21 protein-coding genes and 1 tRNA gene are annotated in these 24,808 nt (G+C 46.0%); 17 read left to right on the plus strand and 5 right to left on the minus strand.

Annotated features, from left to right (window positions below):
• The first annotated feature begins 243 nt into the window (after positions 1–243).
• The 3 genes from MHH63_RS26545 to MHH63_RS26555 all read left to right on the plus strand — a co-directional run bounded on the left by MHH63_RS26545 (position 244) and on the right by MHH63_RS26555 (position 3,546).
• On the plus strand, positions 244–2,370 hold the full coding sequence (locus MHH63_RS26545; RefSeq protein ID WP_076192986.1) for a putative bifunctional diguanylate cyclase/phosphodiesterase: 2,127 nt from the start codon (positions 244–246) through the stop codon (positions 2,368–2,370).
• 64 nt (positions 2,371–2,434) lie between these two features.
• Positions 2,435–2,508 (plus strand) — tRNA-Gly (locus MHH63_RS26550).
• A gap of 147 nt (positions 2,509–2,655) precedes the next feature.
• Complete coding sequence (locus MHH63_RS26555; RefSeq protein WP_341172341.1) at positions 2,656–3,546, plus strand: cation diffusion facilitator family transporter; 891 nt, start codon at positions 2,656–2,658, stop codon at positions 3,544–3,546.
• A gap of 297 nt (positions 3,547–3,843) precedes the next feature.
• On the opposite strand, the gene MHH63_RS26560 is transcribed toward MHH63_RS26555, so the two are convergent.
• Positions 3,844–5,199: a dipeptidase gene (locus MHH63_RS26560; protein WP_036680069.1), complete on the minus strand. Its 1,356-nt coding sequence runs from the start codon at positions 5,197–5,199 to the stop codon at positions 3,844–3,846.
• 158 nt (positions 5,200–5,357) lie between these two features.
• On the minus strand, positions 5,358–6,041 hold the full coding sequence (locus MHH63_RS26565) for an SDR family NAD(P)-dependent oxidoreductase (RefSeq protein ID WP_341172258.1): 684 nt from the start codon (positions 6,039–6,041) through the stop codon (positions 5,358–5,360).
• A 115-nt stretch (positions 6,042–6,156) separates the two neighbouring features.
• On the opposite strand from MHH63_RS26565, the gene MHH63_RS26570 reads away from it, so the two are divergent.
• The 4 genes from MHH63_RS26570 to MHH63_RS26585 all read left to right on the plus strand — a co-directional run bounded on the left by MHH63_RS26570 (position 6,157) and on the right by MHH63_RS26585 (position 8,554).
• Positions 6,157–6,552, plus strand: a complete 396-nt coding sequence (locus MHH63_RS26570) for a winged helix-turn-helix transcriptional regulator (RefSeq protein ID WP_256721018.1) — start codon at positions 6,157–6,159, stop codon at positions 6,550–6,552.
• Between the two features lie 42 nt (positions 6,553–6,594).
• On the plus strand, positions 6,595–7,548 hold the full coding sequence (locus MHH63_RS26575; RefSeq protein ID WP_339281791.1) for a TRM11 family SAM-dependent methyltransferase: 954 nt from the start codon (positions 6,595–6,597) through the stop codon (positions 7,546–7,548).
• A 33-nt stretch (positions 7,549–7,581) separates the two neighbouring features.
• Positions 7,582–8,199, plus strand: coding sequence for an NUDIX hydrolase (locus MHH63_RS26580; RefSeq protein ID WP_076125462.1), 618 nt, complete (start codon positions 7,582–7,584; stop codon positions 8,197–8,199).
• A gap of 202 nt (positions 8,200–8,401) precedes the next feature.
• Positions 8,402–8,554 (plus strand): hypothetical protein, encoded by a 153-nt coding sequence (locus tag MHH63_RS26585; RefSeq protein WP_155288093.1) that lies wholly within the window; start codon positions 8,402–8,404, stop codon positions 8,552–8,554.
• A 101-nt stretch (positions 8,555–8,655) separates the two neighbouring features.
• Here the strand turns inward: MHH63_RS26585 and MHH63_RS26590 are convergent, their stop codons facing one another.
• The 3 genes from MHH63_RS26590 to MHH63_RS26600 form a co-directional block, all read right to left on the minus strand.
• Positions 8,656–9,123, minus strand: a complete 468-nt coding sequence (locus tag MHH63_RS26590; RefSeq protein ID WP_339281792.1) for an ASCH domain-containing protein — start codon at positions 9,121–9,123, stop codon at positions 8,656–8,658.
• Positions 9,124–9,147: 24 nt separating this feature from the next.
• Positions 9,148–11,109, minus strand: a complete 1,962-nt coding sequence (locus MHH63_RS26595; RefSeq protein ID WP_076125458.1) for an ABC-F family ATP-binding cassette domain-containing protein — start codon at positions 11,107–11,109, stop codon at positions 9,148–9,150.
• A gap of 120 nt (positions 11,110–11,229) precedes the next feature.
• Positions 11,230–11,397, minus strand: a complete 168-nt coding sequence (locus MHH63_RS26600) for a hypothetical protein (protein ID WP_162636617.1) — start codon at positions 11,395–11,397, stop codon at positions 11,230–11,232.
• A 178-nt stretch (positions 11,398–11,575) separates the two neighbouring features.
• On the opposite strand from MHH63_RS26600, the gene MHH63_RS26605 reads away from it, so the two are divergent.
• The 10 genes from MHH63_RS26605 to MHH63_RS26650 all read left to right on the plus strand — a co-directional run bounded on the left by MHH63_RS26605 (position 11,576) and on the right by MHH63_RS26650 (position 24,806).
• Positions 11,576–11,953: a PH domain-containing protein gene (locus MHH63_RS26605; protein WP_036680049.1), complete on the plus strand. Its 378-nt coding sequence runs from the start codon at positions 11,576–11,578 to the stop codon at positions 11,951–11,953.
• A gap of 561 nt (positions 11,954–12,514) precedes the next feature.
• The gene (gene ggt, locus MHH63_RS26610) at positions 12,515–14,092 is read left to right on the plus strand and encodes a gamma-glutamyltransferase (RefSeq protein WP_341172259.1); all 1,578 of its coding nucleotides are present in this window, start codon (positions 12,515–12,517) and stop codon (positions 14,090–14,092) included.
• A 242-nt stretch (positions 14,093–14,334) separates the two neighbouring features.
• Positions 14,335–15,759, plus strand: a complete 1,425-nt coding sequence (locus tag MHH63_RS26615) for an amidase family protein (protein WP_341172260.1) — start codon at positions 14,335–14,337, stop codon at positions 15,757–15,759.
• Positions 15,760–16,426: 667 nt separating this feature from the next.
• Positions 16,427–16,558 carry a hypothetical protein gene (locus MHH63_RS26620; RefSeq protein WP_341172261.1) on the plus strand — a complete coding sequence of 44 codons (132 nt, stop codon included), beginning with the start codon at positions 16,427–16,429 and terminating at the stop codon, positions 16,556–16,558.
• 755 nt (positions 16,559–17,313) lie between these two features.
• Positions 17,314–18,888 (plus strand): PucR family transcriptional regulator, encoded by a 1,575-nt coding sequence (locus MHH63_RS26625; protein WP_076279511.1) that lies wholly within the window; start codon positions 17,314–17,316, stop codon positions 18,886–18,888.
• A 95-nt stretch (positions 18,889–18,983) separates the two neighbouring features.
• Positions 18,984–20,108 carry an XdhC family protein gene (locus MHH63_RS26630; protein ID WP_248547814.1) on the plus strand — a complete coding sequence of 375 codons (1,125 nt, stop codon included), beginning with the start codon at positions 18,984–18,986 and terminating at the stop codon, positions 20,106–20,108.
• Entirely contained in the window at positions 20,044–20,622 is a 579-nt protein-coding gene (locus MHH63_RS26635) for an NTP transferase domain-containing protein (RefSeq protein WP_081383304.1), read from the plus strand. Before MHH63_RS26630 ends, MHH63_RS26635 begins: the two co-directional genes overlap by 65 nt.
• A 242-nt stretch (positions 20,623–20,864) precedes the next feature.
• Positions 20,865–22,025: a BMP family ABC transporter substrate-binding protein gene (locus MHH63_RS26640; protein WP_036680038.1), complete on the plus strand. Its 1,161-nt coding sequence runs from the start codon at positions 20,865–20,867 to the stop codon at positions 22,023–22,025.
• A 109-nt stretch (positions 22,026–22,134) separates the two neighbouring features.
• Entirely contained in the window at positions 22,135–23,667 is a 1,533-nt protein-coding gene (locus MHH63_RS26645) for an ABC transporter ATP-binding protein (RefSeq protein WP_076298216.1), read from the plus strand.
• Positions 23,664–24,806, plus strand: coding sequence for an ABC transporter permease (locus MHH63_RS26650; RefSeq protein WP_341172262.1), 1,143 nt, complete (start codon positions 23,664–23,666; stop codon positions 24,804–24,806). Before MHH63_RS26645 ends, MHH63_RS26650 begins: the two co-directional genes overlap by 4 nt.
• Positions 24,807–24,808 lie beyond the last annotated feature (2 nt).

Below are 24,808 nucleotides of genomic sequence, written 5' to 3' on the forward strand. Positions count from 1 at the left end.
CTTGAGTTTCTTAGAAGCACTGAACCCTTTCGTAGGGGGAAGTGCTTTTTTGGTTGCCTGCTAGCAGAAAATGGTTTATATTTATGCAAGATTTATGAATATATAACTTATAAACGCGCCTTCCATTTGAATGCCCATAAAAGAAATGTAACTTAAAAGTCCTATCCCGCCGATATTTATACATAGGACATAACTATACTTGAATGTTAATTAATAGATATTATTTTCAGACGCGAGGGACTTATGAGACAAGAAGAGAAAAAGACAATTCAAGCAGCTGCTGTAGGCGCCTTGCTGTTCCTTTTAATTCAAATTTTCCATACATCGCTTAACCGATTGGACGATTGGGATATTATTTCTTCTCTCTATCTCATTGTCGGCTGCTGTAATGTTGCTTTTGGATTTGCAATATTTGCACAGGGCTGGTTATTCTTCTCTAGCAGATTATCTAAAGGAAGATTATATGCCGCTGCTCTTTTTGGTGGAATATGTATTATTGATTTCTTGCATACACTGGGTTTTGTCGGCGTCCCGTTGATTTCATCATTCATAACTTTTGAAGAATCGTTGTGGCTGCGAACCCTCTCACGACTAATCAGCGGTTTAGGAATGTTGTTTATTTTTAGCAGGGAAGATAAGCCCGTGTCTGTCTCTGAAAAAAGAAAATTGTTTAGAATAGCCTTCATGTTGATTGTGCTTTCCATTGTTTTGTTTATTTTCAGCCACTCGGCATTGCCTCAGTTATTAACTAAGCCTTGGATGAATCCATTGAAGCAGATTGCTGATTTAGCAGTTCTTTTTGTTTACTTGGCAGGTGTTGCGGTTATTGTATTTCCTGAAAAAAGTGAAAAGTCAGCCTCACTGCTTATTATTATTCGAGCACTTATCTTTTTCTCTTTGGGCCAAGCCTTTTTTATGAGTCCATTCAGTAGTGGCAATATAGATGATCTTTTTGGAATGGTGTGTAGCGGAGTTGCTTACTACTTGCTGCTTACCGGAGTATATCGTCTGACGATTGAAGAACCTTTTTACGAAAAGCAGTTGGCTGAGGAGCGGATCAATTATTTAGCCTATCATGATGATTTAACGGGACTTCCCAATAGACGTCGTCTGACGCAGCGTGTAGAAGAGATGATTATTGCTGGAGAGAAGAAAACGAGCGATAAATTCTCAGCGTTAGCTATTATGAATATTAATCATTTCAAGAATATAAATGACTCCCTGGGCCATTTTGCCGGAGACCATTTACTGAAGCTGGTGTCTGAGCGCCTTGTGAATGAGGCCAAATCTACTGAAGAGCTTTATAGTATGGGGGCGGATGAGTTCGCTTTTCTTATGATGGAGAGAGCAAGTCTTGGAGAATGTTTGGTACGAGCTACGGAGCTGCATCGATTGTTTGAGGTACCTATTGCCTTAGAGTCGGGGGAGTACCATATTTCGCTTAGTATGGGGTTAAGTATTTATCCCGGTGACGGTGAAACTGCGGAACATCTAATTCAGAATGCTGATACGGCTGTACATAATGCCAAGGAACAGGGAGTGGAAATTCGCCGGTATATCCCAGCTATGCAGATGAAAGCAAAGGAACGTCTAAAGCTGGAAAATGACCTCCGCAGAGCGCTTGAACGCAATGAATTCTTTCTGGTGTATCAGCCAAAGGTTTTATTGGAGACGGAAGAGATCGTAGGAATGGAAGCTCTGCTCCGCTGGAATCATCCGAAACGTGGTCTGGTCTCTCCGGCGGAATTTATCCCGTTAGCTGAGGAGAGTGGACTCATTGTTCCGATTGGGGAATGGGTACTCAAAACAGCTTGTCTGCAGAATAAAAAATGGCAGCTGGCCGGCTATGTGCCGATTTGCGTCTCCATCAACCTATCTATGCGGCAATTCCTTCAGCCTAATCTAGCAGGGAGGATTCATACCATCTTAACCGACATTGGATTAGATCCGTGTTATGTCGACCTTGAGATTACTGAGAGTATGACCTTGGATAAAGAAACAGCCTTTGATCAGCTGAAGCGTCTGAAAGAGCTTGGTGTCTTCATCAGTATTGACGATTTTGGTACAGGCTACAGCTCCCTGCATTATCTAAAGAACATGCCGATCGACAGATTGAAAATAGACAGGTCGTTCGTATCAGAGGTTATGGAGGACAGCAACAATGCTGCTATAGTCTCTACAATCACTTCTATGGCGCATCATTTGAAGCTGAAGGTTACGGCTGAGGGTGTTGAGAACAAGGAGCAGCTGCAGTTTTTGCGTGAGCAGCATTGTCATGAAGCTCAAGGATTTCTGTTCAGCAAACCTATTCAACCAGCAGAGTTTGAGGCGATATTTTTAAAAAAAGCACCCCTCGGCGCTTCCCTGTAAACTAAAAAAATGTTGATTTTTACTTGTAGAGATGATACAATAACTCTTGTATTCACTTTCTAGTGCGGGTGTAGTTCAATGGTAGAACTTCAGCCTTCCAAGCTGATAGCGTGGGTTCGATTCCCATCACCCGCTCCATAATTCAAACTTCCAAATCCTTGCGATGCAAGGGTTTTTTTATATCCCATCAGCCTATTAATGGTTGGTGGGATCTTTTTGTTTATACTATTTGCCTAATGGAAAAACTTTAATATAGCGTACTTTTAAGAAAAGGTTGTGAAACTTTTGAATGGTGCAAAGATTGCGTTCCTATCTGTACTTAGCAATACATTTATCGTTTCTTTAAAGCTTATGGTCGGAGTACTTACAGGTTCAGTAGCAATTATCTCGGAAGCGATCCACTCCTCCTTAGATTTAGTTGCTTCGTTGATTGCTTTTTTCTCGGTCCGATGGTCGAGTCGCTCTGCGGATAAAGCTCATCCTTATGGTCATGGCAAAGTGGAGAATATCTCAGGGACGATTGAAACGTTGCTTATTTTTGTAGCTGGATTCTGGATTATAAATGAGTGTGTTCATAAAATAATGAATCCAACCGCGCTCGAACTTCCCTTTTTGGGCATTATTGTGATGGTGGTCGGAGCGGGGATCAATTATATGGTTTCACGCAAGGTTAAAAAGAAGGCAGACGAACTTCACTCTGTGGCTATGAAATCGAATGCTCTGCATTTGCATACGGATGTTTTCACCTCTTTGGGTGTTGCATTCAGTTTATTATTGGTCACCCTCACTGGATGGACGATACTCGACCCTGTCATTGGGATTGTGTTGGCTCTGTATATTATGGGTGAAGCCTATAAGCTTCTAAAGGAGTCATTTCCTCCGCTGTTGGATGCACGATTAACTGAGGTAGAAGAAAACGAAATATTACGTGTCATTAAGTTATTTCAAGGGCGATATATTGAATTTCATGATTTTCGTACCCGCCGATCTGGTCCAGAAGAGTATGTCGACTTCCATCTTGTGATTCCTTCTAAAATGAGTGTTGCTACTGCGCATCAATTATGCGACGAAATTGAACTAGCCATTCAAGGCATATTTGAACGTGCTCAAGTGTTAATTCACATTGAACCCGAACATGAACAGTTGGCTAACAAACCGATATTACATGAAGGATAAGAATTGTGATTAAGCACAGAGTTTCTCTGCTATTTCAATATTTTGTATTAAGTGATATGGTGATTATATCTCTTTTATATTCATTCTATATGGGGGACGGATAATGATCGCTTATTTAAGACCTTTAATAATAAGTAGCTCAGTTAAAAGCCTGATTTTTCTTTTAATAATAATGGTGATAGCAATGGTATGGTGGTTTTATAAATGGACTAAGCAATGATGCTCTTTTGTTTGGCCGCATACTAAAAAGCCAGGCTCCCAATTTAGGGAACCTGGCTTTAATTGTTTGTAGGGAGCTTATACAGTCTTTAGGAACTCAACAATGGTGAGTAATCCCTTGTCGAAGTTCTCCAGGTTGAAATGCTCATCCGGTGCATGCAGGTTCTCATCATCGAGACCAAAGCCCATCAGAACGACAGGTGCTTCCAGTACACGGGAGAAGCTCTCCATGATCGGAATGGAGCCGCCGTCTTTGGTGAAGAGGGCACGGGTTCCATATACTTTGCCATATGCGTCTGCTGCAGTTTGCAGAATAGGATTCGACGGATCGATGTTAAAGGCACGTGCCTTCTCCATTTGCTTAACATGCACTTTCGCTCCGGTCTGAATATTAGCCTTCAGATGTGCTTCAACGGCATCGAGGATATGCTGTGGATCCTGATCGCCAACTAGGCGGCAGGTAATCTTCGCATGTGCTTCTTTAGGGATAACCGTCTTACTGCCTTCCCCTTGGAAACCGCCGTATACGCCGTTAAGCTCAAGCGTAGGACGAGCGCCAATCCGTTCTACAAAGGAATAACCTTCTTCCCCGTATAACGATTCCAATCCAAGACCTTCGCGGATTTTATCTTCATTCACACCTTGCTTCACGAATTCTTCCCGCAGCATTGGGGAAAGTTCAGGAACACCATCATAGAATCCGTCTACAGATACACGTCCTTTGTCGTCATGAAGCGAGCTTAGCAAAGATACTAGGGCATGCAGTGCATTCGGAACACCGCCGCCGTAAGAACCAGAGTGCAGGTCTGTCAAAGCGGTAGTTACATCAACTTCAAGGGAAGCTAGTCCACGTAGCCCAGTGCAGATGGCAGGACGACCGCGTTCCAATAGGGATGTATCGGAGACTAACACCGCATCCGCAGCGAGCTTTTCTTTATTGGCCTCAAGGAACGGAGGCAGATTCACACTGCCGATTTCTTCTTCACCTTCGATGCAAAGCTTGAGATTCACAGGAAGAGTACCTTCTTGTTTCAGGATCGCCTCAATGGCTTTGAGGTGAACGAATACTTGTCCTTTGTCATCTGTTGCTCCGCGTGCATAAAGCTTGCCATCACGAATCTCTGGTTCAAATGGAGGTGTGGTCCATAGGTTTAATGGATCTACTGGTTGTACATCGTAGTGACCATACACGAGAATGGTTGGTTTGCCTGGAGCATGAAGATAATCGGCATATATAACGGGATGTCCCGCTGTCGGATGCAACTCAATGTTCTCAAGTCCGGCTTTTTTCAGGGTGTCTGTCAGCCAATGGGCTGCCTTCAGTACATCGTCCTTATGTTCAGATAAGGCAGAAATACTTGGAATTCTGAGCCATTGTTTTAGTTCTTCGAGATGTTCATCCCGGTGGGTTGAAAAATAAGTTTCGTATGACATAGTGAGTATGTACCTCCTTAAGTTTTGCTGCGCAAAACCGGCTTTGTAAGCGCCTGGGCATAAGCTTATTGGCCATGCGTGACCGTCTTGTTTAGCATTCTATAGGAACCATTATACTGGAGAACTCACTATGGATCAAAAGCGATGGGGCAAACCTCTCACCAGATGATTGTAGCCGGTGTCACACTTTTGGGAAAAGTATCCTCAGCTTTGCTTTTGTCCATATACATCTCATACCAAACATCAGCGATGAGTCCTGGATCTGTAGCGGTGCCGGGTTTAATGAATACACCAAGTGCTAAATGACCTACATAGATTTCTTGTGGAGCCAAATCTGCATGCAGGTTAAGTGCGTAGTTTCTTAATCCGCTAAGCGCAATGCCAACATTACCCATCATCTGCATGGGATAGATGGAGGACAATCCGGTTGTGAACAGCAGTGCGCCGCTGCGTTTCTCCAGCATCTCAGGCAATACCTGTGCTACGCTGCGGATAGCGGCTACAACCAGTGCCTGAAAGGCATCCTGTGCATTTTCTTCGGTTACTTGTGAAGCAGGAGTAGGAGGGTAATTTCCACTTGTCGGGCTGAATTCGAGCACATCGATAAAGCCGTATTTTTTCTTGATATTATCGAAGGCTGTGGCTACTTGTTCTTTATTGTATACGTCGGCAGGAAAAGCAGCAGCCTCGATATTCAGTGCTTGCAGTTCCTGAACAAGGGTGTTCAGCTTCTCTTCATTTCGAGAGATTAATGCCACTTGAAATTCGTTGGCTCCGAATTTTTTGGCGATTGAGAGTCCTAGGCCGGGTCCGGCACCCATGATGGCAATGGTCTTTTTCATGATTTATTAGTTCCTTTCCGGTTGTTGATTACTAACAGTAACCATGATAAGCTGAATAGGCTTGAGGGACAAGAAGGCACTATTACATGCTTAAGTTACATGGAGGTAACCACAGTTGGAACATTCAAAGGAAGAACCCACCCGGTTCATGCCGATGCTGGAGGATTGCTCCATTACCCGCCAGATTCTGGACAGGGTGGGAGACAAATGGAGTGTGCTGATCATAGTCAATTTAGGTATTGAAGCTTTGCGGTTCAAAGAGTTGCAAAGGCGCTCTGGAGGGATATCACAACGGATGCTGACCCAGACCCTGCGCCATTTGGAACGGGATGGGTTAGTTTGGCGTAAAGCAACGCCTACAGTCCCATTGACTGTGGAATATGGTCTGACGAGCATAGGAGAATCATTGTTGGGACCTTTAACCTCGCTTGTGGACTGGGTCAACAAAAACAATGGGAAGATCGCCAAAGCGCGTATAGATTATGACCACCAGCACGACACACAGGAGTAACAAGACAGCAGAACAATTCACTGGGATAGAGGATGGATTATATTGCATAAGGAAAGTGGAACAAACACATTTATTTATACTTACACCTGTTCAGAGGACGAGTTATCGCTGTGTCAGATGGAGCTGCGATGTCTTTTTGGCGAGCAGGTGCCGACTGCTATTTTTAAGAGTGAGGTTGAAGTGGATGTCAGCCGCAGTCCCTTCATTAAAGAGCGGATTGATGTAATGTATGAAGGGGATAGTCTGCCTGAGATTTATGATCAAACGGAGCAGGTGGAGCTTGACGGCAAGACGTTTAAGGTTATTTTTGTGAAGACCAATGATCTGGGCCCTGCATACAAAATAGAGTATGATGAGCGCAGAGTGATCGAGCGGGAAATTGGGTTGCGGATTGAAGGAGAAGCGGATGTTAACCATCCGGAGCTGGTATACGGCATTGTTACGCTGGGTGGACGCTGGTACTTCGGATCTTATCATAAAAACAAGGCAACTTGGTTCCGCCAAATGAAGAAGCCACGCAGCTATTCTATCGCGCTTAGTACACGTGTTGCCCGTGCCGCGGTTAATATGGCTATTCCGAATCCTGAAGGTATACGTGCTATAGATCCTTGCTGTGGTATTGGAACTGTAATGGTAGAAGCCTTGTCAATGGGAATCGACATGGTTGGACGTGATATTAACCCTATGATTGCTACCGGTGCGAGAACAAATATTGCCCATTTTGGATTCACCAGTGAGGTAACGCTTGGGGATATTGCGGATATCACTGATCATTACGATGTAGCCATTGTAGATATGCCATATAATCTATATTCTAGTATTACACCTGAGGAGCAGTTCGCGATTCTAGTGAATGCGCGCCGGATTGCAGATCGGGTGGTTATCGTTGCGATTGAACCGATGGACGAGATGATCACTGAAGCTGGATTTACAATCATAGACCGTTGTGAAGCTAAAAAAGGAGCCTTCTCGCGTCATTTAATGCTTTGCCAGTAATCCTAATCAAGGTACCGAAAAAGGGGTGCAGCAATGGAGCAGAAATGGTTAACGTGGGCCAAAGAAATTCAGGCCATCGCACAGACTGGATTAACTTATGCTAAGGATGTTTATGATATAGAACGGTATCAAGCTTTGCGGGAGCTCAGTGTAGATATCCTCGCTAATTATACCTTCGAAAGCAAGGAGAGAATTAGACTCTCCTTTGCGGGTGAAGGGGGTTATGCTACTCCAAAAGTTGATGTCCGTGGTGTTGTATTCCGGGAGGATGAAATTCTACTTGTTCGCGAGAAGTTGGACGGGAATTGGGCGCTTCCTGGTGGCTGGGGAGACATTGGACTGTCCCCGAGTGAGGTTGTTGTGAAAGAAATCAAAGAGGAATCGGGTTTTGAGGCAGAAGCAGTTCGCTTACTGGCTGTATTAGATAAGAAATTTCATAACCATCCACCGGAGCCTTATCACGTGTATAAGTTCTTTATTTTATGCCGCATTGTGGGCGGAGAGGCAATGGAAGGGGTAGAGACAAGCGAAGTTTCTTTTTTTGCAGAAGATAAGCTGCCTGAGCTCTCAGCAGAGCGGAATACAGAGGCGCAGATTCGGACGATGTTTGAATATTTACGAAATCCGGAAAAAGTAGTAATATTGGACTAAGAATCTGCATATACTGTATGACTTCCGCAAATTTAAGTTTTTAATTATTCAAAATTTGGTTAATATCTAATATGTAAGCACTTACAACGGTTTGGCCGCTGAGCCTTTATATCTACCAAAATTCAAAATTTTAATTTTTTGGGTCGAGCGGTCTACATTTTTTCCTCTACTGTGACGATAAGATATTTTAGGAGGGGATCGCATGGAACAAGAAGAATTGAGCATTCCATTGAAACAGGAAAATGTGGTGCGTCCTGCAGAAGGCAATATTGCCACTGGGCTGGTTTGGGGTATCTTAATCAGCATTCCGTTATGGATCTCTGTTATTGGCTGGATTTTGGGATTTTGGCACTAAACCATAAATTAATGAGGATCTAATTCTGTTGAATTTATAGTATACACAAAAGGCTGTCCCTTCCTTATGGAAGAGACAGCCTTTTGCGTTTTCTGAAGATCTTAGCCTTTTGTATATACCACTTTAAAATTCTCACAAACAACTTTCATCTTTGGATCAAAGGGTTTGTTTAAGAATTTTAAGGATTCTCGGGTGAAGAACTGCTCATGATCATGACGCCATGACTTAAGCGTCCGGTCACCCTCTCCTTCAGTATAGGCAAACTCAGCGCTAACCTCATCAAAAGGTATAATTTGTACCTCTGCAGTAATAATTATTGCCTGCGGATCACCAGAACCATCCAGCACGATACTGTGCCTGCCAACTTGCGGAAACGTCTCGTCACAAGTTTCAAATATATCATAATTTGAAGCAGTTCCTGTCTTGATCCCACGAATCACCAGATCGAGCAGTTTATCGGCCATCTGGGGACTGTCACCAAAGGCCCAGGCGTCATATTTATCCGCTGTTTGTGGATGAAGGTGGGTATATTCTTTCCATAACAACTTAATTTTCTCTTTGTTGCTCATATGCTCATCTCCTTATAGATCAATTTATAGATCAGTTGTCTCCATCCATCCTGTATAGAGCTCATCCAACTGTTCCTGTATCGCATCACGTTCTTGTTGCAGTTCAGCAAGTTCAACTGCATCGCTGCTGATCAGGGGCTCTAACATCTTGGCATCGATCACGCCAAGGCGTTTCTCTACCTCTGCAATGGCCGTTTCCCAGTCGAAGGTGGTGTTTTTCCTACGGGAACTGGAGGATTTAGCGTTGGTTTCTTTCCCTGAATTGTTAGATTGAGGCTTATCAGAGCCTGAACTTGTTCGTTCTGCAGAGAAAGGTTTAGCTTGATCCGCAAAAGAGGGAGCTAATAATGCTTTTTCAGCTTGTTTTTCCTTGTAATATTCATAGTTTCCGTTGAACACTCCAAACCGCCCGTCTTCAATGGACCATAGTTTGTGAAATAGACGATTGATGAAATAACGGTCATGAGATACCGCCAGAACTGTGCCTGGAAACTCCTCTAATGCTTCTTCGAGTGCTTCACGAGAATCTATGTCCAGATGATTGGTCGGCTCATCGAGAATCAGCAGGTTTGGCTTGCGATGCATTAGTACAGCGAAACGCAGGCGGGTCCATTCACCACCGGACAGATTCGTAATGTCTTTGAATACATCGGGACCATAGAATAGGAAACGTGCAAGCTGCCCGCGAGCTTCACCTTCTTCAAGTCCAGCTTCTTCGCGAAAGTAGCGGAGTACAGACTGTTTGTTATTTTCCGGAACAGCCTCTTGTGCGAGGTAGCCGACCACAGTTCTTGAACCGAGTGTACAGCTTCCGCTGTCCGGGGTTTCCTGCCCTAAAATAATTCTTAAAAGTGTACTTTTACCTGCCCCGTTACCGCCGATGAGTGCCGTAGTCTCTCCGTAGCGAAGCACTTCGTTTGCCTCTGTGAAAAGGCTTCGCTGACCATATGCTTTTCCGATATCCTCCAAAATGACAACCTGATTACCGGAACGGTCATTTTGCTGTAGCTGCAAATCCATTGATTTGCGCTCCAGAATGGGACGTTTAACCTTCACCATACGATCCAGTGCTTTTTGCATGGATGCTGCTCTCCGGTAAAAGGAAGGGTTAGGAGGAGTCCCGCGATTGCCAAATTCAATGAGACGTTTGATGCTTTCCTGCATTTGTTTTATTTTTTTCTGCTGCTCTTGATAATCAGCAAATTGTTGAAGAAGTCGTGTTTCCTTCTCCACTTGATAGCCGCTGTAGTTGGTGTGGAAGGTAAAAGCCTCGCCATCTTCAATCTCGATGACTTTCTTGACTACAGCGTCCAGAAAGTAGCGGTCATGGGAGATCGCCAGCACTGTTCCATCATAACTCTGTAAAAATTGCTCCAACCATTCGATGGCATTCATATCGAGATGATTGGTTGGTTCATCCAGTAGAAGGATGTCTGGACGGCGTAGCAGCAGCTCCGCAAGTCCGACTTTTGTTTTTTCTCCTCCTGAAAGAGAGGCGAACAGTCGGCTGTATTGTCCGGTTCCGATCCCGAGACCCGAGGCTACGCGCTGAATAGAGGATTCGATCTCGTAACCTCCGGCGGCCTCGAACTTATCCTGCAAGCTGCCATATTCTTTTAACAGCCGATTCCAGAGGGTTTCATCCGTTCCGCTGTTAAAGCTGGACATTTCCAGCTCAAGCTCCCGCAGGCGGTGCTGCCATTGCAAAGGTTCAGCAAAGCTGCGCTGTAGAACATCATATACGGTTTCTTTTTCGCTAACTTCTTGTATTTGAGCCAGCAGGCCTACTACGCTACCTTTGCGTATTGAAATTTGCCCTTCATCCGGACGTTCTTCCCCGTTCAGCAGGTGGAATAGTGTCGTTTTGCCACAACCGTTGCGGCCGATCAGGCCAATTTTTTCCCCTTGGCGGATATCGAAGGTAATGCTATTCAGCACGAGTTGTGCCCCGTGGTATTTTTGAACATTTTGGCATTGGATGATCATATATATTCTCCTTTAAGAATGCCCTTCGCACCGCCAGTACCCTAAATGGCTCCGAAATCCTGTAAAAAACCATAAAAAAAGACCGTAGGGAAATTTCCCCACGGCCTTATCATTCTCCGGTTAACTGATCCGTCCGGGTGATGGCAGGAAAGGCATTTCACAATTGTGTAGTGTTATTAAATTCATACAAATGGACAGACTTCTCCCGTTATCGCCATTTACATGAGCAATGCCAGCTATCGCTTTAGGTAGCCGACTCATAACACTGTTGGTCCAATTGTGATCCATTCCTTCCACACCCCTCTCTTAGTAAATTTAATGACAGTGTAATCAAAAATCAAAAAATAAGCAAGTAAAAAGATGTCAGAGAGTATTTTTACACAGCATAGAATATGAAAAATAGAATAATATGGTTCTGTAGTGGGGGGCAAGTGGCTAAATTTAACGGATGAAAAGAGGAAGAGATATGGCACTTTTTGACGGATTAATGGGCAATGCATCGCAAGTGAATCTTACGGAGGTCCAGCGGGAATACGCACAAATTCTTGCCCCTCAGGAGAAAATTGAACGCGCCTATAAGCTGATTAGAGATATGTTCATTTTTACGGACAAGCGGCTTATTTTGGTGGATAAACAAGGTCTGACGGGCAAAAAAACAGAATATCATTCGATCCCTTACAAAAGCATCTCGCATTATTCCGTGGAGACGGCAGGGCATTTTGATCTGGATGCGGAGCTATGTATCTACATTTCCAGCAGCACGCTTCCGGTGAAGAAGACCTTCAATAAATCCGTAAATATTTACGAGGTGCAGGCCGTGTTATCGCAATATATTTTAAAATAAATTGTTTATTTGGTGTTCCAAAGCACAAGCCCCCCTAAGTAAAAGTGGCTAAGATTACTAAGGTTAGATGCAGCTAGATATATCTGAGATAGGCAGCCACAAGACATAACCGAGATAGGTAGCTATATAGCGGCAAAAGGTGACTATATATATTCGAGATGGGTAGCGATTTGGCGGCAAAAGGTGACTATATATATTCGAGATAGGTAGCGATTTGGCGGCAAAAGGTCACGGTAGTACGCCATGGGTGTATGCAGCTCCCTGTAATTAAAATGATTTTATAATATTCGTAGGCGTGAATCTACAAGGTTAAACAAAGATGACCTCTTATTTGTGCATAGCTCACAAAAAGAAGAGGTTTATTTTGCGTTTCAGCGTAACCGATTGACAAAGGATTTTCGTGTAATGTTAAATGACACTAATTAAACCAGAAGATATAGGGGGCTCGCAGAGGAACCTGCCGCAGAATATAGGAGATTGAATATGATGGAGAAACCCGCCGCAAAAAAATAAGGAGTTGGGACATGGCGGAAAAACCCGTAAAACATAGGGGGATGGGACATGGCGGAGAAACCCGTAATAGGCACAAAAACTATGGTAGTTAGCCCCCATTATTTAGCCTCGGCTGCTGGTGCACGTATGCTGGAAAAAGGGGGGAATGCCTTTGATGCAGCGGTGGCGATCAGTGCGACATTAGCTGTAGTATATCCACATATGACGGGGCTAGGCGGAGATTCCTTTTGGTTGACCTATAACACGCAAGAGGCGCGTGTTCGGGCCTATAACGGAAGCGGGCGCTCCGGGTACGGAGTCCGCAGAAGCAGCTACGCCGGGGAAGCTTTCATCCCACGGCGGGGGATTCGCAGCGCCATTACGGTGCCGGGGATGGCGGACAGTTGGGATGCCATACTGAGTAAGTATGGCCGCTTTACGCTGGCGGAAGTACTGGAGCCTGCCGTTGGTTACGCTTTGGAGGGGTTTCCGCTGTCTCCGGATCAGCGGAATAACACGGCTGTTGCGGGCTCTGCGCTGTCGCCGGAGGCGGCAGCGATTTACACGCCAGGCGGCGTGATTCCTTGTGCTGGATCGCGATTCCAGCAAAAACAGCTGGCGGCCACCCTGCGGACATTGGCGGCGGGTGGGCGGGACGCTTTTTATAAGGGGAAGATTGCGGAGGACATCTGTGACTTTATGCTGGCATCTGGCGGGTATCTGACTCGGGATGACTTTGCGGATCATCAGGGCGAGTGGGGCGAGCCGCTTCATACGGATTATCACGGGCATACAGTGTACCAAGTGCCGCCTAACTCTCAAGGTTTCACAGGACTAATGAGTCTTAATATGTTGGAATATTTCAATTTTGAAGCAATCGAGCATGGATCGTATGAATATTATCACCTGCTTGTTGAAGCGTTGAAGTTAAGCTTCCGCGATCGGGACAGGGTGCTTACGGATCCGGATTTTAGTGCTATACCTTTGGAGCAGCTGCTGGATAAACGTTATGCAGGACAATTAGCGTCTGCGATCTCGATGCAAAAAGCTGCACAACTGACAAGTCAGCCTATCGGCAGTGATACAGCTTATGCTGCGGTTGTGGATGAAGACGGGAATGCGGTCTCTTTTATTCAGAGTCTGTATTTTGAATTTGGTTCGGGCGTGATCGCTGGGGATACGGGGATTTTGCTGCAGAATCGAGGTTCGTTTTTTTCGCTGGATCCCGGGCACATCAATACGCTTGAGCCGCATAAGCGCAGTTTCCACACACTGATGCCAGCGATGGCCTGCCGCGAGGGAAAACCTGCAATTCTGTATGGGACGCAAGGTGGCGAAGGTCAACCACAGACTCAAACTCTGCTGCTCACAAGGATGCTGCATTATGGCATGAATCCACAAATGGCTGTGAATGAGCCGCGTTTTGTGTGGGGGAGAACGTGGGGAGAGCCTACGCAAGAACTGAATGTGGAGAGCAGGGTAGCTGATGAGGTGCTGGCAGATTTGGCCGCAGCCGGTCATACTGTCCGGAAAGTAGATGACTATGATGGGGTTATGGGTCATGCTCACGTGATTTCGATAGATGACAATGGATACCGCAGTGGGGGAACGGACCCGCGCTGCGATGGTGCGGCGATTGGGTGGTAAGTATAGGAATGATGGAGCGGCCGGAAGAACTCTGAAGGAATCGTAAGAGGGAGGATTAAGAGGCTAACGGGCTATGAAGGAGTCGTAGAAGAAAGATGAGGGGTCGAAAGGAGTGGAGGGGGGCCTAGGTGGAAAGATCAGGGAGCGAAGGGACTGCTGGAGCAATCGTAGGCGGGATTGTGTGGGATCCGAAAGGCTACTAGAGGGATTGTAATAGTAATGGTCAAGGGAGGAGGGGAGTTATGGTTTTGGATAATCGGTATGGTGCGTTTATAGATCCTGAGCTTACGGTTGAGAGTTTAGGTAGCGGGATATTGGATGGACTGACCTTTGCAGTAAAAGATGTATTCGCTGTAGCTGGACACAGCTCTTCAGCAGGGAATCCTGATTGGCTGCATAGCCACCATCCGTCCACGGAGCATGCGGTGGCTGTACATCGTTTACTGTTGTCGGGTGCTACACTTCGTGGTGCTGCCCACACGGATGAGCTGATGTATAGTCTGGGCGGCGAGAACCATCATTTTGGAACGCCGATTAATTCGCGTGCTGTAGGTCGTATCCCGGGCGGATCTTCAAGTGGTTCGGCAGTAGCGGTAGCTTCTGGTAGTGTTGATTTTGCGCTCGGTACGGACACCGGTGGCTCAATTCGAGTACCTTCCTCCTATTGCGGAGTATATGGCTTTCGACCAACGCATGGAGCTGTAGATTTTCAAGGTGTTATTCCATTATCTCCGGCTTTTGATACCATTGGCTGGATGTCAGATCGTTTGGATGTGCTCCAGCAGGTAGGGGAAGTGTTGCTTGTGGCTGGGAGTACATCTGTGAAGACGACGAAGAAAATAGAAAGTAGTATAGAGGAAACTGTAGGGAAGAGCATGGAGAAGAATGTAATGAAAAATTTAGAGAACAACCTAGAGGGAGACATGGTGAAGACTGATGAAAATAATTTAGAAATGAGCCAGAAGGAAAGTTTAGAAACGATTTTAGAGAAGCGTATTGAGAAGAGTACGGAGGAAATTTTAGAGATTGGCCCGGAGAACAAGGTAAAAAAGAATATGGAAGACAAAAACACAATGGGTACTTTATTTGTTGCTACTGACTGCTGGGCTTTGGTTAATCTGGAGGATGCAGCTATATTATCGGAGGGATTAAGGTGTTTGCGATCAGGGGCAGATCATCTCATGGAGATAGAGATTGCTTTGGAGGGTTTAAAGGTCTGGATGGATGTTTTTAGAGAATTGCAGGGGAATGAAATTTGGGAAACTCATGGCGCTTGGATTGAGAACGAGAAACCAGTCTTTGGACCTGATATTGCAGCGCGATTCTCGTGGGCTGCTAGTTTGGCGGAAGAGGATCATAGTGTTGCGAAATGTAAGCAAAAAGAGATTTTTAATCAGATGCGCTTGCTGCTAGGTGAGGACAATTGTCTTGTGATTCCGACAGTTCCGGGACCAGCGCCGCTGCGTGGAGGGGATTTGCGCCAATTGGAGGAGAATCGTAGCGGTGCGATGATGTTGAGTTGCATAGCAGGGTTGGCGGGTTTGCCTCAGGTAACAATACCTATGCTCTCCACAAGTGGATTGCCACTGGGATTATCCGTTATTGCCGGACATGGTCAGGATCTCCGGTTACTCTCTTGGGTAAATGAAGTGTGGCAGCAGTCCTGAGAAGCTGGGTATAGCGGCCTTGAAAAAGCGATACTAAACAGATCGTAGCTACTGAACAACATAGCTTGATGATACTTTTCTAGTTACTATTAACCGGTACTCCTCCATTACCTCTTGGAATACACTCTAGAAATACACTCTAGGAGTACACTCTTGGAATACACTCTTGGAATACACTCTAGGAGTACACTCTTGGAATACACTTTTGGAATATACTCTAGGAGTACACTCTTGGATTACATTCTAGCAATACACTCTAACGCCACACTCACTTATTCATTCACAAATTAACGAAATGCACATGTCATTCCCTCCTGCTTTTAGTTTTATTGACACCGGGGAGCCTAGTGGAGTTGCTTTTAATACTAAGGTAGTTGGAGTTAGCTCAATAGTGGGGCAGTAGTGTGAAAAAGATAAATTCAGCGCTCGATTGTGTGGTGTAAGACCAGTGGAATTAAGTGAATACGTCGCTGGAGAGAAAAGAACGGTATAAATCCCGCAGAAATCGGAGAAATGGCTAAAGAAGCTAAAAAGTACAGTATAAATCCCGTAGAATCTAGGAAAGTGGCATAAGTAACTAAAAAAGAACGGTATAAATCCCGTAGAATCTAGGAAAGTGGCATAAGTAACTAAAAAGAACGGTATAAATCCCGTAGAAGTCGGGGAAGTGGCACAAGTAACTAAAAAGAACGGTATAAATCCCGCAGAAGTCTGGGAAGTGGCACAAGTAACTAAAAAGATCGGGATAAATCCCGTAGAAGTCGGGGAAATGGCTCAAGTAACTAAAAGTACAGTATAAATCCCGCAGAATCTAGGGGAATGGCTAAAGAAGCTAAAAGAACGGTATAAATCCCGCAGAATGTGGCGAAGACGCCTATGTAGCCAAAAAAAAGGGCAAAAGTGCCCTTCACCTCAGCAATTTCGGCTGGATAGCTGGAAAGAAGGGCAGAAGTGCCCTTCATCTCGGCAGTTTCGGCCAAACAGCCAAAAAGAAGGGCAAAAATGCCTCACACCTCGGCAATTCCGGTCGAATAGCCAAAAAGAAGGGCAAAAAAGCCCTCCACTTCTACCGGCAGCAGTAGATCTATAAGCGCTTGTACCTCCGCCACAGCTACAGTGGGGTGGTATTATCTCTACTCGTATGGATCTCCTCCACCGCTCAATTCCCCGTCTTGCAGCGCTGGTGTGCCTGCAACTTCGATCCGATGGTCAATTCGAATGGCCCGAGAATACCCTCCCATCAACTCCCATGTTGAACCCGTAAAAACTTGTTTTTACTCGAAAGCCCTCCCTCAACTCCACCTACTATTTTCCAATCCCCTTATACAATTCACATGAACGATATGAGCTAAAGTTCAATAATTCATCATTCATCATTCATCATTCATAATTCATAATTCATCATCCATGTTCATTTTGTGTTAAGTTTATTTACATACAATCATGAAATTTTAACTTCCCTCTATTCAACACGGTTCATTTTAATTATAATGTTACATAAAATAACATTATAAATCAGAAATGGTTCTATTGATCCTAATAAGGAGGGGTGGCATGCATCTTACGGTTGAAGAAGCGTTGTCCATTTATCCTTTGTCCGAGGCGAAGCTTATCGCTGGGTCTAAAGGGAAACATCGAATTGTGAAGTCAATTAATGTGATGGATGCCCCCGATATTTCGGATTGGATCAAAGAAGGCGAGATGCTGCTAACGACAGCCTATTTGATAAAGGACAATATGGAGGAAGCCTCTGCCTTGCTACAGACTTTGAATCGCCGGGGATCTTCGGCCTTGGGCATTAAGCTGGGGCGGTTTTGGGATGAAGTACCAGAGCAACTGGTCGCAGAAGCGGAGAGTCTTAACTTCCCTCTAATCCAGCTGCCGTTCGAGTTTACTTTTTCGGATCAGATGAATGGTCTGTTTCGCGCCGAGCTTAGCCGCAGCACTCACGTTCTGCAGAGCATTATGGAGAAGCAGAAAAAGCTGATGCAATTCGCCTTAAGATCTGTCCGCAGCCGTCCATTGTTTGATTCGGTGTCTGAAGTGATTGGCCATTCACTTGTGGTGGTTAGCGCGCGGGGGGATGTGATCTACAACAACTCTGAATACCATCCTTCACAGCTGCTGGAGGGGTGGCCATGGCAGAAACGGAATCAGCGCTTTCGTGTGGGAGATCATGTGAGCTACCGAACACCACTTTTGCAAGGAGAGAAGTGCTCCGGATATCTATTGTTTTGTGCCATCGACCCTTTGTTGCTCCCAATGGAAGAAAGTTTGTTTGTTCAGGGAGCTGAACTTATTTCATATCATATTCATTCAGGATACGAAGATTATTTTGAACAGGCAGAACACAGGGAGTTTAGCGGATTGCTGAGACGTTGTTTGAGTGGTAATTTATCTTACACAGAATTGGCGCAGGCTGCTCTCGATTTGGAGATTGAGCTGCTTCAATTACCATTTTGTCTCTTATTGACCGATACAGCTGCGACTGGGGAAGAACGCCAAGGGGAGCTACTCAGGCTAAAAGAAGAATATCTTGAACATCCCGGGCTGCGGGAAGTAAAGGGAATTCATGTGATCATAGATCAAGGACTTTTGTCTATATATCCGGGAGATCGTCAGCGTCCTGAACAATTTCGGGATCTAATCCAGCTTTGTTTTGACAACATGAAGTTTGATAAGGGATATTATCCGCGAGCTGCGATAAGCAGTTGTAAAGCGAAGCCGGAGGGGCTGAAGGAGGCTTTTGCCGAGGTAAAGGATTGTATGGGAATGCTTCAGGGCGGGGGAGTAAAAGGGAGTGTTGTGCATTACCGGCAGCTTGAGCTTAACCTGCTGCTCGGGCAAATCCCGGCAGAGGTTATGGAGAAATATTGTAATGGAAGTCTTAGAGGGTTGCTTAGCCGAGAACCGGAGTATGTCAGGGAAATGCTGCGGACGCTGGAAGTTTATCTAGAGAACGATGGTCATGTTAATGAAACGGCTAAGAAACTGTTTATTCATCGAAACACGGCTACCTACCGGATCGAGAAGCTTAGTGAGCTGCTGGACGTCGATTTTAAAAAAATAAATGATCTCATGAGGTTGAAGTTAGTATTCATGTTTCGGAGGATGCTCGGACGGGACTAAGGTCTAAGTTCTAAGTTCTAAGTTCTAAGTTCTAAGTTCTAAGTTCTAAGTTCTAAGTTCTGGGTTGAAATGCAAACACGGAGGAGGGGAACCTCGTGAATACACATGAGATCGCAATGCATATTCAAACCCATCAGAAGCCTGCGGTGCTGGCAACGCTGATAGAGGTGGAGGGACACTCGTATCGTAAACCCGGAGCGGTGATGTTGTTTTTTGAAGGAGGTACGATTGGGAGCCTGAGTCCAGGTTGTCTGGAAAACGATCTGCAACTGCGAACTTCTGAAATCTGGGAACGAGAGCTGCCCGAAATTGTGGAATACAACATGCTGTCTCCGGATGATCTGTCCTGGGGTGAGGTTGTCGGCTGTGGAGGCAAAATCAAAGTAGTGCTTGAACCCGTGCAGGGTCAGCTCTACAAGCTTTTAGTGCAGGCGAGTGACAGATTGGCTAGGGGAGAGAAGCTAATTCTGTTCCGCGAAGCAGTGGAGAACGGTTTTGCCTATAAGCTGGAGCTGGATCCAGACCTTGTACTGCCGCAGAGCAAGAAACATCCGAAATTATCCCACTCGGAAAAAGAAAGCCTGGCGGCAGGTCGCTTTATGGCCGCTCCAGCAGAATTGACAGCATTCCATACGTCTTTCGTACCTAAACCGCGGCTTGTGATTTTTGGCGGGGGACGTGATGTGGTTCCTATTGCGGAACTTGCTGACAGAGTTGGCTTTCGGGTAGCGGTTGCGGATTGGCGTGAAGGAAGCTTGCACAATAAGTTTCCTCGAGCTGAACAAGTAATTTGTTCCCCCATGGAGGTTGTTCAGCGATTGGGCGTAGCTCGGGAGGATTATGTATTGATTTGCAGTCATCAACTTGGGCGGGATAGACAGTTCCTGGAGAGTGTGATTCCGCTTGCTCCTCTATATATAGGGATTATCGGTTCGAAGGCGCGAATATCTCTTTTACTGGAAGGGTTTGAGGCTCCTGCATCTTTGCATGCACCTGTAGGGTTGCCGATTGGAGGAGAAGGTCCGGAGGAGATTGCGGTCAGTATTATAGCAGAAATTATTCAAATTAGAAGGGTGGGCTCACGAGAGCTGCCCAAAGGAGCGGATAGTATTGAAGGTAGCAGGAATATATTTGGCAGCGGGGCAGAGCAGGCGGATGGGCGTGTCCAAGGTTTCACTGAAATTGTCGCAGGAGGTCTCACTCGGGAGCGTCGCTCTTAGTGAATTGGATCGTTGCAATCTAGAACCGCTAATCGTGGTAGTGCGTGCGGATGACAACTTGGAATGGCTGCCACCCGCGATTGAGCCGCAAGGCTCCAGACGTACCGAAACTTGCTTAACCGCACATCTGGGATTGTCTTTTTCATTGCGCTGCGGCCTTAATGCGGTATTACCTTTACAGCCCGATGCAGTAGTTGTGGCGCTTGCGGATCAGCCATTTATTACTACAGCATTAGTGAACCGTCTAATACAAACGTTTGAACAATCTCCGGAGATGGACTATGTCGCTAGCGTCAGCAATGGGTCGGCTATGCCCCCGGCTTTGTTCTCGAAGACGTTGTTTCCAGCACTACAGGGATTAGATGGAGATCGAGGAGCGGCGGGGATATTGCGTTCACCTGATTATAAGGGGATTGTTCTGGAATCTGAGTCTGCCCATTATTTCATGGACGCAGATACAAAAGAAGATTTTGGTGAGATTCAGGAGCAATGGATTCTGAGAAATGGAAAGTGAAGTAAAGAATAGTGTGGAAAGTAATCTGAAACAGTGTTCCTTTTCCACCTTTGGTCATATAATATGACACGCAACTCACCTTCCGAAAACCAATTAGTGCATTACACACAAAAAAAGTTCTGATTCTTATATTCCTATACAAACGTATGTTATATAAATTTACGCCAAGGCCACCTCTAAGTATAGTAGAAGTACATTAATGGTTGCAGCCATGATGAGAGATGATTTTGAGGAGGAGAATTATGAAAAAAAGGGGTCAGTTCATAACATCTTGTCTTGCATTAATGGTTCTAATGACGGTGGCTTTGGTGGGGTGTGGCAGCAATAATAATACTTCTACAAATGCAACGGAGGCACCAGCGACAACTACAGCGGCAACAGAGGCAACTGCAACAACAGAACCGGCTGCAAAGAAACCGACGGTTGCTTTTGTTTATATCGGACCTCCAGGGGATGGCGGCTACACGTACCAACATGATCAAGGACGGCTGTATATGGAGAAGGAGCTGGGGATTAAAGCTGACTTTGTAGAAAATGTCCCTGAAAGTGCTGACGCCGAACGAATCATCACAGAGCTTGCGCAATCACACGACATCGTGTTTACAACGAGCTTCGGATATATGGATTTTACATTAAATGTAGCGGGCAAATTTCCCAACGTGAAGTTCCTGCATGCTTCGGGTTACAAAACCGCAGAGAACATGGGGACCTACTTCGGGAAAAACTATCAGGCCAGCTATCTGAGCGGCATAGCGGCAGGGAAAATGACCAAAAATAATCAGCTGGGTTATGTGGGCGCTTTTCCGATCAGCGAAGTGATCTATAACTTGAATGCTTTTACCCTTGGAGCACAAAGTGTCAATCCTGATGTAAAGGTGAATGTGGTATGGACGAATACATGGTATGACCCGACGACTGAACGTCAAGCGGCAATCAGCTTGCTGGATAAGGGTGCGGATGTGCTTTTGGCCTATCAGGATTCACCTGCAACCCTGCAGGCTGCTGCTGAACGAGGGGCTTTTGCCGGGGGAAATGACTCGGATATGAGCAAATACGCTCCGGACAATTATTTGACGAACCCGGTATGGAATTGGGGGCCGTATTACGTAAAAGCTGTGCAGGCAGTTATGGATGGAACCTGGAAGAGCGAGCAATATTCCGGTGATATGGCTGACGGTATGGTGGAGCTGGCTCCTTTCGGGAACAAGATCCCAGATGATGTGAAAAAGCTTGTCGAAGACGCCAAAGCCAAAATTATCAGTGGTGAGCTTGAGGTTTTCACAGGTCCGATCTCAGATAATCAAGGGAATGTGAAGGTTCAGGAGGGTCAGAAGCTGACCTTGGAGGAAGTGCTGGGCATGAACTGGCTCGTAAAAGGTGTGGAAGGAACTATCCCGCAATAATGTTTAAAAATAGGGAATAAGATGTGCACAATCTATGGGTGGGGCGGGTTCCGTTAAGCGGAAACTTCCCCACCCGTACTACAACTTGAAGGAAGGAGGGGTTCAGGCCATGCGGGGAACTTCAGTTGAAATGCGGGGGATTGTGAAAAAATTCGGCTCGGTAACCGCCAGTGATCAAGTCGACTTTTCGGCAAATGCGGGTGAGATTCATGCTTTGCTTGGGGAGAATGGGGCCGGGAAGAGCACGGTGATGAGCATGCTGTCAGGGGTGTACAGAGCAGATGAAGGAGAAATCTTCATTCATGAGAAAGGTGCTCAGATCCGTTCTCCTAAAGATGCTGCGCAGCTGGGTGTAGGTATGGTGTTTCAGAACTTTAGGCTGGTGCAAAGCCTCACAGCAGCAGAAAATATCGTGCTTGGCGAAAAGTCGTCTTTCTGGCGCGGCCGTAAGTGGATGAAGAACAAACGCGAGGAGATCGAGGCATTAGCGGAACGGTTTGGACTGAATTTCCCGGTGGATCGCCCGATCTGGCAGCTGTCCGTGGGTGAGCAGCAGCGTGTTGAAATCGTTAAGACGCTGTATCGCGGGGCTGACATTATTATTCTGGATGAACCAACCTCTGTATTGACCCCGGGAGAGGTGGAACAGCTATTTGAAACGCTGCGGGTCATGAAGCAGGCAGGAAAAACGGTCATTATGACTACTCATAAAATGAAAGAGGTTATGGCGTCCTCCGATCGGATTTCCGTCATGCGCAAAGGGAAAATGATCGCCACACTGACCACGGCAGATACAGATGAACTGGAGCTGGCTCGTCTGATGGTGGGCAAGGAAGTAACCATCACCCGTCAAGAACGGGAAGCCACTGAAGGGGATTCTTTATTAGAAGTGAAAGATGTGGACGTATATGCCGATCACGGGCGAAAAGCACTGGATCACTTCTCTCTGAACGTATGTAAAGGGGAGATTGTAGGCGTAGCTGGGGTAGCTGGCAACGGGCAAAAGGAACTGGCTGAAGTGTTAACAGGTCTTAGAGGCTGGAAAAGTGGTGAAATCACGTTTGATGGAAAAACGGTGAAATCGGCTTCGGTTAGAGGGGCAATTGATTCAGGAATCTCCCACGTGCCGGAGAACCGGATGAAGAGCGGTTTAGCTGGACGCCTCGGATCGGTGGATAATCTTTTGTTTAAGTCTTACCGCTCAGAGGAGCACTCCAAATTTGGTTTCTTGAAGTCCGCGAAGAACCGTTTGTGGTCACAGGAGCTGGTCCAGCGCTTTAACGTCAAAACACCTGAGCTGGAGACGCCAGTACAACAGTTGTCAGGTGGTAATCAGCAGAAGCTGCTCTTTGCACGTGAAATCAGTCATCGGCCTAAGCTGATGGTCGCCGTTCATCCGACACAAGGGCTGGATGTAGGTGCCACGGCTGGTGTTCACGATCTTCTTATGGAGTTGCGTGGTTCAGGTAGTGGCGTGTTGTTAATTTCGGAGGATTTAGATGAATTGCTTCAGTTGTCCGACCGGATTCTAGTGATCTATAACGGCTCAATTATTGGTGAGAGTACACATGAGGAAGCGAATCGAGAGAGCATCGGACTACTAATGGCTGGTATTCATAATAGAGAGGAGAGCGCCGTATGAGCCCGGAGAATGGAAGAAATACCGCAGCAGCTGTACTGGAACCCCTCCCCTCCCACTCCGGAAAACGATTCTCTCTACGTTTCGAATACGATGCCAGCCGCATCCGTTCTCTTTGGTGGACACCTATTGTATCTATAGTTTTAGCGCTATTGTTGTGTGCCCTATTTATTGCGGCGAATGGTATGAATCCGGTGCTGGTCTATGAAAAAATGTTCCGTGGCGCATTTGGCACTGCGTATGGGCTCACGGAAACGATGGTTAAAGCGATCCCGCTACTTCTATGTGGGCTTGGGATTGCTGTGGCTTACCGCATTTCGGTATGGAATATTGGAGCAGAAGGCCAGTTAACCGTTGGGGCTATGGCGGCCACAGCGGTCACGATTTATTTTCCTGACTTACCTTCATTCTGGTCCCTGAGCTTAATGCTGCTGTTCGGGATTGCCGCGGGTGCGCTTTGGGGACTGCTGACTGCTATTCCGCGGACGCATTTTGGAGTGAATGAGCTAATCACTTCATTAATGCTGAATTATGTTGCCCTATTGGCGCTCGATTACGTGGTATTCGGACCTTGGAAAGATCCTAAAGGTTTTAATTTCCCGGGATCACCTATGTTTACTGCGGCTCAGTCGCTGCCTGTTCTCGGAAGTACAAGATTGCATATTGGATTGTTATTTGGTCTTATCGCCGTTGTGATTTATTACTTAATGATTCGTTTTACCAAGTGGGGTTACGAGCTCCGGCTGATTGGGGCCAATCCTGTTGCAGCCAGATACGCGGGGATTCCTATCAAGCGCCATATTATTATCGTCATGCTGATCAGTGGGGGGCTCGCCGGGATCGCTGGCATGGCGGAGGTCTCCGGTGTTACACACAAGCTGATGCAGGGCATTTCACCGGGTTATGGATACACCGCCATTATTGTGGCTTGGTTGGCCAAATTGAATCCACTCGGTCTAATCGTTACTTCTATTTTATTCGGTGGCTTAATTGTTGGCGGATATAGTGTTCAAACCATCGGGTTGCCCTCTTCAATTTCAGAAATGCTGCAGGGCTCCATCCTGTTTTTCTTGATTGCTGGCGATATGATCTATCGTTTCCGCATTCGTCGTAGCCGGGTTCAGCTGAAAGGGGGGAGATAGGC

The sequence above is a fragment of the Paenibacillus sp. FSL H3-0310 genome (assembly GCF_038002785.1).
Taxonomy (GTDB): domain Bacteria; phylum Bacillota; class Bacilli; order Paenibacillales; family Paenibacillaceae; genus Paenibacillus_AQ; species Paenibacillus_AQ odorifer.

Excerpts from the sequence above, each read along its gene's own strand:
- MHH63_RS26545 (WP_076192986.1), top strand. The coding sequence starts at position 244 with ATGAGACAAGAAGAGAAAAAGACAATTCAAGCAGCTGCTGTAGGCGCC.
- MHH63_RS26560 (WP_036680069.1), bottom strand. The coding sequence starts at position 5,199 with ATGTCATACGAAACTTATTTTTCAACCCACCGGGATGAACATCTCGAA.
- MHH63_RS26565 (WP_341172258.1), bottom strand. The coding sequence starts at position 6,041 with ATGAAAAAGACCATTGCCATCATGGGTGCCGGACCCGGCCTAGGACTC.
- MHH63_RS26580 (WP_076125462.1), top strand. The coding sequence starts at position 7,582 with ATGGAGCAGAAATGGTTAACGTGGGCCAAAGAAATTCAGGCCATCGCA.
- MHH63_RS26585 (WP_155288093.1), top strand. The coding sequence starts at position 8,402 with ATGGAACAAGAAGAATTGAGCATTCCATTGAAACAGGAAAATGTGGTG.
- MHH63_RS26590 (WP_339281792.1), bottom strand. The coding sequence starts at position 9,123 with ATGAGCAACAAAGAGAAAATTAAGTTGTTATGGAAAGAATATACCCAC.
- MHH63_RS26595 (WP_076125458.1), bottom strand. The coding sequence starts at position 11,109 with ATGATCATCCAATGCCAAAATGTTCAAAAATACCACGGGGCACAACTC.
- MHH63_RS26600 (WP_162636617.1), bottom strand. The coding sequence starts at position 11,397 with ATGGATCACAATTGGACCAACAGTGTTATGAGTCGGCTACCTAAAGCG.
- MHH63_RS26605 (WP_036680049.1), top strand. The coding sequence starts at position 11,576 with ATGGCACTTTTTGACGGATTAATGGGCAATGCATCGCAAGTGAATCTT.
- ggt (WP_341172259.1), top strand. The coding sequence starts at position 12,515 with ATGGCGGAGAAACCCGTAATAGGCACAAAAACTATGGTAGTTAGCCCC.
- MHH63_RS26615 (WP_341172260.1), top strand. The coding sequence starts at position 14,335 with ATGGTTTTGGATAATCGGTATGGTGCGTTTATAGATCCTGAGCTTACG.
- MHH63_RS26625 (WP_076279511.1), top strand. The coding sequence starts at position 17,314 with ATGCATCTTACGGTTGAAGAAGCGTTGTCCATTTATCCTTTGTCCGAG.
- MHH63_RS26635 (WP_081383304.1), top strand. The coding sequence starts at position 20,044 with ATGGGCGTGTCCAAGGTTTCACTGAAATTGTCGCAGGAGGTCTCACTC.
- MHH63_RS26640 (WP_036680038.1), top strand. The coding sequence starts at position 20,865 with ATGAAAAAAAGGGGTCAGTTCATAACATCTTGTCTTGCATTAATGGTT.
- MHH63_RS26645 (WP_076298216.1), top strand. The coding sequence starts at position 22,135 with ATGCGGGGAACTTCAGTTGAAATGCGGGGGATTGTGAAAAAATTCGGC.
- MHH63_RS26650 (WP_341172262.1), top strand. The coding sequence starts at position 23,664 with ATGAGCCCGGAGAATGGAAGAAATACCGCAGCAGCTGTACTGGAACCC.